Annotated in this window: 9 protein-coding genes; 8 read left to right on the forward strand and 1 reads right to left on the reverse strand. The window is 35.0% G+C overall.

The genetic code is table 11. The annotated features are described in order from the left end of the window. Positions 1–208: 208 nt before the first annotated feature. Entirely contained in the window at positions 209–3,094 is a 2,886-nt protein-coding gene (locus tag B3P23_RS05360; protein ID WP_293924988.1) for a transcriptional regulator, read from the reverse strand. A gap of 646 nt (positions 3,095–3,740) precedes the next feature. Between B3P23_RS05360 and B3P23_RS05365 the strand changes: the two genes are divergently transcribed. From B3P23_RS05365 to B3P23_RS05400, 8 genes are all read left to right on the forward strand, one after another. Continuing rightward, a complete protein-coding gene (locus tag B3P23_RS05365) occupies positions 3,741–4,328 on the forward strand; it encodes an RNA polymerase sigma factor (RefSeq protein WP_293924989.1) in 588 nt (195 codons plus the stop codon). 16 nt (positions 4,329–4,344) lie between these two features. Continuing rightward, complete coding sequence (locus B3P23_RS05370; RefSeq protein WP_248753847.1) at positions 4,345–4,710, forward strand: hypothetical protein; 366 nt, start codon at positions 4,345–4,347, stop codon at positions 4,708–4,710. Between the two features lie 198 nt (positions 4,711–4,908). Next, the gene (locus tag B3P23_RS05375) at positions 4,909–5,199 is read left to right on the forward strand and encodes a hypothetical protein (protein WP_045754186.1); all 291 of its coding nucleotides are present in this window, start codon (positions 4,909–4,911) and stop codon (positions 5,197–5,199) included. Positions 5,200–5,216: 17 nt separating this feature from the next. Then, a complete protein-coding gene (locus B3P23_RS05380; protein ID WP_108159782.1) occupies positions 5,217–5,648 on the forward strand; it encodes an Hsp20/alpha crystallin family protein in 432 nt (143 codons plus the stop codon). Between the two features lie 942 nt (positions 5,649–6,590). Continuing rightward, positions 6,591–8,906 (forward strand): TonB-dependent receptor domain-containing protein, encoded by a 2,316-nt coding sequence (locus B3P23_RS05385; RefSeq protein WP_293924990.1) that lies wholly within the window; start codon positions 6,591–6,593, stop codon positions 8,904–8,906. Positions 8,907–8,936: 30 nt separating this feature from the next. After that, complete coding sequence (locus B3P23_RS05390; RefSeq protein ID WP_293924991.1) at positions 8,937–10,139, forward strand: DUF4374 domain-containing protein; 1,203 nt, start codon at positions 8,937–8,939, stop codon at positions 10,137–10,139. A gap of 46 nt (positions 10,140–10,185) precedes the next feature. Beyond that, on the forward strand, positions 10,186–10,311 hold the full coding sequence (locus B3P23_RS05395) for a hypothetical protein (protein WP_293924992.1): 126 nt from the start codon (positions 10,186–10,188) through the stop codon (positions 10,309–10,311). Positions 10,312–10,747: 436 nt separating this feature from the next. Further along, positions 10,748–11,011: a hypothetical protein gene (locus B3P23_RS05400; RefSeq protein ID WP_293924993.1), complete on the forward strand. Its 264-nt coding sequence runs from the start codon at positions 10,748–10,750 to the stop codon at positions 11,009–11,011. Positions 11,012–11,775 lie beyond the last annotated feature (764 nt).

Consider the following 11,775-nt stretch of genomic DNA (forward strand, 5'->3'; position numbering starts at 1 on the left):
ACTCCGTTTGAATACAAAGTATTTGTGTTTTTGTTATTAATTATAGTTGCTTGTCAGTAACTTATAGTGAGTGTGTTGTTACTTTATTTGATAGATAGTGTTAAAAACACACTATATCGTATGAGAGGTAATGATGTAGTGTTTTGATTGGTTTCAATAAAAAAATGTCTCTAAGTCGCAGATGAGAGAGGTCGACTTAGAGACATTTTTAGTTGATATTCATTAAGTAATCACTTAAATTCTGTTCTGTTTGTATATTCAATTTTTTACGTAATCGGTACCTTCTAATTTCTACACCACGTGTTGTGATATTGAGTAGACTGGCAATTTCTTTGCTACTCATATTTAATCTGAGGTATGCGCATAATTTCAGATCATTTGGCATTAATTCCGGAAATTGTTGTTTTAATTTTTTGAAGAAGTTCTCATGCGTCTCATTAAAACTTTGCTCAAATAGATGCCAATCCATATTGTCTTCATAAGCATTTTTAAGAATCTTTGATACTTTCTGAAGCTGATCCGCTTTTAATTTATTGCCATTTTCATCTTTTAATTGCAGCAGTTCATGGTTTAATGAATTTAAAAGCTCATTTTTTTGCACAATATTCATTGTTGCATTTGTCAATTCCTTTTTCTTAACATACAATTCATGCTCCAATTGTTTATTTTTAACCTCAATTAAATGTTGCTGCGCACGAATAGCCTCCTGCTTGAGGAGCTCTTCTTGTTTGAGCAAATAGGACTGTTTTAACTGTTTTTCATGTTTTATCAATTTTTTATTGTACCAGTTCTGAATCCATTTAAAAGAAAAGATTAACAGAATCAGATATCCTAAATAGGCATACCAAGTTCTGTACCACGGTGGTAAGATTTCAATTTCAACGGTATTCTCTTTGGTTATGAAGCCATTCGGTAGTTTTGCACGGATGATAAATTGGTGCTTACCTACCACAAGGTTTGAAAACTCCTTATAAGGCAAATTAGACCAATCTGACCATTCATTTTGGCTATTTCCCAATTTATATTGATATTGTACAGGTATTTCGGTATAGTAGGGCAACGCGTAAGATATTCTGATATTGTTGTTTCTGTATTTTATCTTAACCGTTTCTTTAACATCATTAAAATAAACGCTATCGGTACTAAAAAGACTTCTTATGTTTCGAATGAGAGGAATCGGTACTGCCGCGGATTTGAAATTGTCATGTTTCAAATTCAATAACGAGAATCCATTATCAATACTGATCAGATATTGATTGACATCAATGGGCGCTATGTTTTCATAAAACTTCATCATGTTACCTTCCAATGATGCTAATTTGATTGAATCGACCTTGATTTCCCCTCCAGGTAATAGATTGACTAAAGCAATCCGAGTTTTATGAATAAACCAATAGCTATTGTTTCCTGCAACGGTTATTTTGTTTGATTTCGCAAATGTTCCTAGTTTTTTATTGACTTGTTGGTATGGTGTAAATTTATCCACCAGTTCATCGTATAAATAAAGTCCACTATCCGTGGTAAAGACATTGATCTCCCCCAATTTAAAAACACCAATATAATTTGATTTTGGTAGTCCTTTCTGATGTGCATAGGGTTTTATCTGTTTGATTTCAGAGAAATCTTCTGAAAATTTAATCAGATTAAGCTCGTTATATCCTGCTGCCCAAATTGTATTTTTACTTTGCGTTTCTAACAATTGAACTCCAGATTTGAAGTTTGGATATTGCTTGATATAATTTAATACATTTGTTGCACTATGGAACAATGATATACCGGTGTAATTACCCTGCAAAACGGTTGGGAAGTGAGGAGATAGTTTTTTAATTACCCACCCCCCCGTGTTAGGTGATAATAAGCTCATTTGGTTTCCCTTTATCTGGAATGTACCCGTATTATGTCCACATACCAACACGTTATTAATAATTTCTAAATTCCAAACCTGACCTTGCGATCCTTGAATCATTTTAAAGTCGATGGGCTGATATTTCTTTTGCTGATTCCAGGTAGTATAAAAAAGGCCCTGGTTGGTTCCAAGATAAAGATATCCTTGATAAATTTTTGCAGAATAAACAGTTCCTAGCTTTCCAGATTTATCCGAATAATAATATAAATCAGAATTAATGGCTATTCGGTCTATACCATTATCAAGTCCTGTCCAGATATTCGATTGCTTGTCAACAGTTAGGCTTAAAACAGTATTGTTTTGTAAACCAAGGCTTTTATTGATGTGCTGTACTAGAACACCTTTTTCATCAAGGATATAAATACCATTTAGGATTGTTCCAAATACATAATAATGGTCCAACAGTTTAGTGCCATTGTTAATTTGTGCATTCTTAAGCTCCTCATTGATATCATTTTGCCAAGGACTAATAGTACCATTTTTATCCATCACAAATAATCCAGCTTTGGCTGTACCGATCAAGAAAGAATGTTGATCGATAGGGAGTATGCTCAGGATATTCTGTCCTTTTATCCGGTCTTTATCTCGAACAGGAACTAATTTATGATTTTTTAATTCATGTAAGCCAGATGGTAATTTTTCTATGAAAATTCTTTTATTGGCTTGAAAAGCAAATAGAAAAGGTTCTCCATCTCCAGTAATTGTTTTTATCTGGTTATTTTCATAGCTGTATATGGTCGAAAAAGATTGAAAAATAATGCGCTTATCTTGGATAATGATTTTCCAAATTTCATCATTTAGTTTTTTTTGTAATAGGCTACTGATTGAATGGTACTCCAACCTTCCATTTTTGTTGTTCTGCCAATATCCGAATTCTGATTGCCCGCCTGTATAGATCTTTCCATCCGAATGAACCTGAACAACACGGACAATACCTTTATTGGGATGAGGATATAAATTCCAGTAAGCGCCATCATAAACTAACAGTCCTTCTGAATTGGCGGCGTAGATTAAACCTTGTTTATCCACGCTTAATCCCCAGTTTTGATTGCCAGCCTGATAGGCTGATTTTGTGAATTGCTGGACCCAAGGATTTGCTAGATATTGTATATCCTGAGCTATAATCCGAGTGGGAAGATTATTGATCAATATAAAAAGGAGAAAGCAGCTCTTTATTAAAAATTTCATGTACTAAATGTTGTATACTTTGCAATAGGTTTTAAGTTATATCTTTTTATTTTGAAAAATCGAATGATATAAAAAACGCTAATCGTAATAGCAAATTTAAGAATAAATTTAGGTATCATCCTGCTATGTCGTGATATAGGTGCTGAGTTGCCATCAAATTTGAATCAATTGGCAGTCATATCAAGTTCAAAAATATAATGCCCTGAATACAAAGAGCAAATTAAAACTGACCGTAATTGACTATATCCTCTTGTTAATAAGGAAGGTAATGTGGTTCTTTTAATTTATTTAATAACTTTAGATAAGATCGGTCGTTGCTTTGAATTAAGATTTAGTTGCTATTCTAGGTTGTGCAAACCAGTAAAATTTTACGGGTTATTTATCATACATTTAAAATGATGCGCCTTATTACACATGAATTAAGCAGCCAAAAGGTGAAGAATCATTTGGAAAAATATGAAATTTAAAAGATTATGGTCAGTTCACTTGTAACAATAAAATATTTTTAGATCGGATATATGGTGTTTTTAAATTATTTTAGGAATTTTAAATATAAAATTACGTTTAAAATAAAGTACGTTTGACACCATAAGTAAAATAAAATAGTCCGTAAAATTTTTTGAAGTTTTTAAAGTAATAATTTTTGATGATCGTCTATACTGGTATGGATGCTACTCATACCTTAAACATGTCTTATAAAAAAACATCTTCGATATCCGAGGTCGTCAAAAACTATGGCTCTCAATTGCTTCGTTTCATTAATGGGAAAGTGAAAAAAATTGAAGATGCTGAAGATATTTTACAAGAAGTGTGGTATCAGACGAGTCGGCTTTCTAATATTGATCAGTTGGAGAATATGAGTGGTTGGTTGTATGCTGTTGCTAAAAACAAAATAACAGATTTGTATAGGAAAAAAAAGACCGAATCACTGGAAGATCAGATGTATGAAGATGAGGAGGGAAGATTGCAAATCAAGGAACTGCTACTGTCCGACCATACCAATGATGCTGAACTGAAGATGTTCAAAGATGTTTTCTGGGATCAACTCATGAAAGCTTTGGACGAGTTGCCAGAAAAACAGAGAAATACATTTTTATGGCATGAGATTGAGGATATGACGCTGCAGGAGATTGCAGATCAGGAAGGTGAGAGTATCAAGACAATCATCAGTCGTAAAGGATATGCCGTTAAGCATCTTCGACAAAAACTTCGTGTACTTTACAATGAAATATAATATTAAAAGATAGTTTATGAACAATACATATAGCAGTAATAAAAAGAAGAAGCTTTTTTTTATGATACCCTGCGGCATCATACTTGCCTTATTATTTGTATGGGGAGTACAGTTATTATGGAATATATTGATGCCTGAAATATTTGGCTTAAAGATGATCTCTTTTTGGCAAGCTTTTGGAATTCTGCTTTTGTCAAAAATTCTTTTTGGAGGTTTTAGATTTAAAGGTCGAAGACATGAAATGTGTAATGGACAGTGCTTCAACAAGCATGCGCAACATTGTACAGATGATGATCGATCCAAATTCAAAGCAGAATGGAAACGTCGATTTTCAGCGGCATGTCGGGACAAGCCCCATGATGAGCAGACGGAACAACAATAAAGCATCAGAAGTGATGAGGCTCAAAAGAGCAGAGAAGATAATTCTCTGCTCTTTTTTTATATTTTAAAACTTGCTATAAATCGCTATCTGTTCAAAAATTATCTTTTTAAAAAAAAATACGATTTGTTTTAAAGTATTGTCTTTGTAAAAGCGTCTTCTATCAAAAGGCCTTTAAAGTAATTATAAAAAAAACAAAATATGAAAAATAAAATTCGATTTATTATACCTAAGCTCATAGCAGTAACATTCGTTGTTGGCTTACTGTCCTTTGTAATTGGACTTCTATTTAAATTATTAGTGGCAGGGACAATATTGAGCGCATTGGCGATCTTTATTGCGAGTCAGATGCGAAATAAGAAATCTCAAAAGATGTTGCGTGAACGTTCGTTTCCTATTTCGACTGATTTCAGAGCAGATTTAGGTGCGGCTGTACGGCCAGCATCCCATGAAATCAAACGTTCTCATATAGCCATTATCCCGATCAATTAACTTTATATTTAAGCACCATGTTTAATAAAAATAATAATAACACAGACTGTTTTGCGCAATACGGCAATTTAAAAAATAAATTCGAACAACAATTTGGAAAGATAAGAAATGAGTTTTCTCGTGAACATAGACCCTTAGTCAATATTGAAGAAAATAAAGCTTTTTTTACCCTACAATTATATGCTGCTGGTCTCAAAAAAGAACAATTTAAAATTGAAATAAAAGATAAAATATTGACCATTTCTTACGAAGTCTCTGCAACAGAAGACAACGAAGAGCAGTATATGTACCGCGAATTTGTTCCACAATCATTCAGCAGATCTTTTCAATTAAATGAGCAGGTCTCTCAAGTTAATTTGACGGCAAGCTATGAAGAAGGAATTCTAACAGTAATTCTACCAAAAGATGTTGAATCTTTTAATCCTGCTCAAAATATTAAGGTAAGTTAATAAGACTGTGCATTTGATATCAGTAAAGAGGCTTTCTCATCAATGAAATTCGCCATTTCAAATCAGAATTTAAATTTGCTAGGTTAGCTTTTAATGACATAAATCATAAAAAAGGATCAAATCTCTGATGAGTTTTGATCCTTTTTTGCTGAATCTACCGAAGTGTCGAAATTTTATTTAGTGTCAATCTAGTACAATTGACTTTTGATCCAGCCTGTTTTCTTTAAATCAGTACCTGGATAACAGAACAACAGCGAGAACGTTCTATCGTCAAAACTTACATGAAGCGGAGTGAACCATAGAAACTAATACCATCCCCTCAAAGAGCCACTCTAAAATTCCTATCGTAAAAATCTTTATTTGATGTCCTTTCAATTGGAAAGAGATTGTTTCATATGTAAGTAGATAGGGGGATAAATTTTGTTTCTGTAAATCATAAATACGTCATGAATCTGATACTTATGAAGTGCAAAATGAATGATCAGTATTAATTGGTGATATAGTCAAGCGACATGTTACTAATCTTTCAATAATTTCAATTTTAGTTTTGAGGGCATAGATTAATTTTTATATTTGCAGTATTGTTTATAATTAGTCTAAATAAATCGATTATTCTTAAACAACCTTGAATCAGTTTTAATCATAGTATTGGCTATTCATTTTTGAAATTTGGATACTGAATAGGGGCAGACATACTAAACCAAAGTACTTTTTGACAATTAACAAATAATCAACTTATTGGAAAGGAATTTATGATATAGAAAGATATACATATTAAAATAAACAGATCAATGAACCGATAGCCAAGATGTTTATTGGGGACTAAGCAAGAAATACGCCACGCATAAGCTGCAATTTATAACGTGGCGCATTTAAAATCTAAATAATTAGACTAACTGTGCATACATAAACGTATGCTTCTTCTAACGGAAATTAAAAGAAATGCAATTTACAAAAATTTGGGCATTAATTGCCCTTGTCTGTTGTGCTATATCAAGTTTTGCACAACATCAGACCACGATATTTAAAGGAACCATTTATTTAGACAATCAACCTTTACATGGTGCCACTGTTACTATCGCAGAACAGAAAACAATTTCAGATAGCAAAGGACTATTTGAAATTAAAAATGTAAAATCTAAAAATGTTCGTGTAAAGATCACCTCAATTGAAGCAGAAACATGGATAGAGGATATCGTTTTGGTTTTGGAGTCTGTTAATCACCATAATTTTAACTTGGTCAAGTCAAACAAAGCAATTGCTGAGGTTGAGGTTCTGGGATTAACTAAAGTTCAGGAAGTCAGTCGCCAGGCTTATAATGTAACAGCAATCGATGCAACAAAACTATATAATAGCACATTAGATATTTCTGGAGCATTGGATAAAGTAGCTGGAGTGCGTGTACGTGAATCTGGAGGAGTTGGATCAAACTTTAATTTATCTTTAAATGGTTTCTCTGGTGAACATGTTAGATATTTTGTTGATGGTATCCCGATGGATAACTTTGGTTCTTCTTTTCAGATCAATAATATCCCAATTAATATTGCGGATCGTATTGAAGTCTATAAAGGGGTCGTACCGATGTGGTTAGGATCTGATGCTTTAGGTGGCGCTATTAATATTGTGACTGCAGACCGGTTTCGTAATTTTGTTGATGCCTCTTACAGTTATGGATCATTTAATACACACCGAACTGTTGTTAATGCTGCCGCTACTTCTAAAAAAGGATTGACCTTCCAGTTGAATGCTTTTCAGAATTATTCAGACAATAATTATAAAGTAAATGTTGAGGCTGCTGACATTTATACAGGTGCATATGATAAAAATGCTGTCGTAAAACGCTTTCATGATAAATACCACAATGAATCTGTCATAGCGCAGGTGGGTTTTGTGGACAAAAGTTTTGCAGATCGCTTATTATTAGGTGTTATTCTGGGGCAAAATTATAAGGAAATTCAAACAGGAGCGAGGATGAAGTCCGTATTCGGACAATGGCACCGCCGCGGGTCAACCGTTATGCCTACTTTAAAATATAGAAAGACTAATATTATTAAAGGATTGGACGTGATCGTTAATGCCAATTATAATCTGGGCAAAGAACAAAATATTGATACGGTAAATGTTCGTTATGATTGGTATGGCACCTCAAAACCGAATGGAACTAACGGCGAGCGCGCGAGACAGCTTTATATTTACAAAAATAACGAAGGCCTAGCAACAACTAATTTGAATTATCGAATGGGAGAAAACCATTCTATTGCCTTAAGCAATGTTTTCTCGACTTTCAATAGAAAAGGACACGACGAGCTGAATCCTACAAACGCAGCTTATGAACAACCACAAAAAACGAACAAAAATATTTTAGGTTTGGGTTACACATATGGTATTCAAGATGTGTGGACGACAACTGTTTTTGGAAAGCTCTTGACCCAAAACAATAAAAATGGAGCTCTTGACACCACACATAATCGCTTTGGTTATGGATTGGCTACAGCTTATTATATCAAACCTAATTTACAGATAAAAACATCGTACGAACGGACAAATCGTATGCCAACACCCTATGAGATGTTTGGAGATGTGGAAAATCAAGAAGCTAACGCAAAATTAAAACCTGAAAGCAGTCATAATTTGAACTTAGGAACAAATTATAATTTTGCCATCAATAAAGATCACCGTTTTGTTGTAGGAGCAAATTTAATATACCGTTATGCTAGTGATTTTATTTACAATCGTTTAAATAATAATCAATCAAAACTTGTTGCTGATAATCGTGAGGGGGTAGAAACTTGGGGAGCAGATGCTGATGCTCGTTATTCGTATAAAAGCTGGTTGACTTTAGGTGGATCTATCACCTATCAATATTTACAGAATAAGCAGAAATACGAACCCAATTATTCCAATATCAGCCCTCTATATAATGACCAAATGCCTAATATCCCGTACTTTTTTGCTCATGGAGATGCCTCTGTTATTTTTAAGAACTTCATGAATGAAGGAAATACTTTGAATGTAGGTTATAACTTAGTTTACGTACATGAATTCTATTTGTATTGGCCAAGTAGAGGAGGACAAAAATTGGTCGTTCCGAAACATTTTACCCACGATTTCAATGTGGTATACAGCGTTGCAAATAGTCGATATAATATTGGCCTTGAAGCAAAAAACGTGACCAATGAAAAGGTGTATGACAATTTTAGTCTACAAAAACCAGGAAGAGCTTTTTATGTTAACCTGCGCTATTTTATAAATAAATAATCATTCCCGTTCGAATATAAAGATTAGAAAATGAAAACGAATATTAAAAAATTATTGATTACAGGCATAGTTCTATCTGCATTTACCTCATGCAAGAAGGATGATGTTGGACCGCCAAATCCTGGTAATTATATTGTTGCAGTTTCACCAGTTGCATCAACTGGAGTGGCCGATTATCTATTGACAGCTGCAAGTTTAGATGAAGGATCGGTGACCACAAAAGGTCATGGAGTGGAGCAAGATGGAACATATCGATATTATATGACTGCCAATAATAAGTTTTTCTCCATGTTATATGGACAGGGAAATCCGGGAGCAGTTACGACATATGACATCAAAAATGGAACGCTTAATAAGGTTTCAGATTTTCAATCCGAAACTGTACAAGCTTTTGCTCCCGTTAACAATGATATCTTGCTGATGAAAATATCTAGATCGATTACGAATAAATTATCTAATTTCTATATTGTCAATACCAATAGCCTCTTGATTACTGGAGAGGGAACTATAAACAATCAAATACCCTCTAGCAATGGGGAGTTGGCGCACTTTACTTGGATTAGACAGTTTGGAGATAAAGTATTTGCACCTTATATGTCAATTAAAGGATGCTGTGGTGATTCTTTTGGTACTGCTTATCCAGATAGTTCATGGATTGCAGTTTATTCATACCCAAAAATGGAACTGGAAAAAGTCATCAAAGATAATCGTACAAGCTATATTGGAGCCTATTTCTTGGATGGAACAGCAGTTGACGAGAAAGGTGATTTGTATGCGTTTTCGTCAGCGGCAGCAACCACAGCAGGTAAAGTTACGAGCAAAAAACCTTCTGCAATTGTTAGAATTAATAAGGGAACTACAGCGTATGACTTCAGTTATTATCTCAATTTTGAAGAATTGTCAGGAGGGTACAAAATTGGTAATTGGTTGTATGTTGGGAAAGGAAACTTTGTGGTATCCATGAATGCGATGAATGCTGCTGATAAATATAATTTTGCTGTTGTCAACGTATATGATAAGAGTTTTAAAAAAGTGTCTGGTCTGCCAAGCGGTAGTGAAATAAATAGTGTTACATCAACAAACTATACTAAAAAAGATGGCATTGGTTATGTTGGCGTTACTTTGAAAACAGGAATAAGTTATGTCTACAAAATTGATGCAACGACTGCTTCTGCTACTCAAGGATTGCGCGTTGACGGCGGAACGATTACTGCGATTGCAAAATTAAATTAATAATCATATTTCGATGTTGAGCATTTAGTTAAGCATAGCCAAAGGAATGGAGAAAGGAGAGCATGAGAAAGCTATTGCTATAGCATTAGAATTTAAGAAAATGGGTCTCCCTGTGGAAGATATTGTTAAAGGAACCGGACTCTCCATCGAAGAGATTGAAAAACTGAAATAAGATATCGTTTTTAAAATATAGAGAACCGTCTGGCATGATCAGGCGGTTTTTTTGTGGGTTGTTTATGGGTGGGTGTGATATATAAACAACCCCTATGTCTACCCGAATTAACGGTTGAAAAAAAGCGCTAAAAAATACTGTTGCACAATCAACTACTATTGTTTTTCTTCAATCTTTTCATATGCTTTGATCAAGTTTCGAATGCCCATCGGGATCACGTTGGAGACTGGCTCGGCATTGGGTCGGCAATCCTCCAACCTTTTCCTGACCAACTTCGCCCCATCTTCTAGGTCGCTTCGAGTGGGCTCCGAGGTGGCTTCGACTGGGCTTCGACAGGGAGTGAGGGGACACTCGAAGCCGACTCGAAGGAGACTCAGGTGGAGGTAGAACAAGTCTAGAAGAAAGGTCGAAGAAAGGCAGAAAAATACCAAATTGGATGTTTCGGAGCAGTTTTGACAGCAACCAGCTCGATACCAGCTTCATATCAGATTCGGATACTGTTTTACCGAAAGCCGTCTGTACACCGCTTCTGCACCGCCTTTTTCCCGTCCCTGACCCGGGAAATGGACGGTGCAGGGACTTTGCAACTGCGGTGCAGGGACAAGAAAGTTTAAAACAAGGTACGAACAAGGTTAAAACAAAGTACGAATCAGATCCAAATAGCCTGGACATCCCTGCTGTTGATTTTGAAGGAAAATAAGGCTTTCAAGTGGCCAAGAGTGTACCGTTAGTGTACGGGTTATTCACAAGGAGTGTACCAATCTTGTACCAAGAATGTACGGAGAAGCTACTGCGAAGCTACCAAAGAGCTACTCAAGCCAGTAGCTCAGCTGAGGATCTGCAGGCGTAGCGTAGACCAGCACGGGAACACGGTGGTTCATGCATGTCCCAAGCATGGGTAGTGCATATGCTAAGCAATGGTAAAGCATGGATAGTGCGTAAAACGGTACCCATTGATACACTATCCATGCACTATCAACGCTCTATCTATGCTTCATCTATACTTGATCGATGCCTGAAGAGTGCTTTATCTCAAATTAGCGCTTTTAAGCGATTTAATTTATTTTGTCGGGTATCTGAGCGGTTTTGTATTAATAATCTCTCTGATCGGCTAAAATGATGATTAAATAAAAAGCTTTGATGTGTTTATGATGTGGTGAATGGTGCCGCAAGGATTTTTTTGTTAAAATCTAGATTTTCTATTTCGATGATCGCACTGCTCGTGATGACCTTTGAAGCAGAAGTAAGTCAAGTGCTGACCAAACAAAATTATAACTTACAGAGGATTGTCATGTCTGCTGGAGGTGAGAGGTAGTTATAGTCTGTTTATGTGCGTTTTAAAGATGTAATATGGAGACGTAAAATCAATAAAGACGACTCTTTCATCATCGCTGTATTTCAGCTTATCTGCAACGTGAAATTGTTCTCTATTGGCTATAAAAATGTCTTATACTGAAATAGGTT

Source organism: Sphingobacterium sp. UBA6320, assembly GCF_002440335.1.
Lineage (GTDB): Bacteria > Bacteroidota > Bacteroidia > Sphingobacteriales > Sphingobacteriaceae > Sphingobacterium.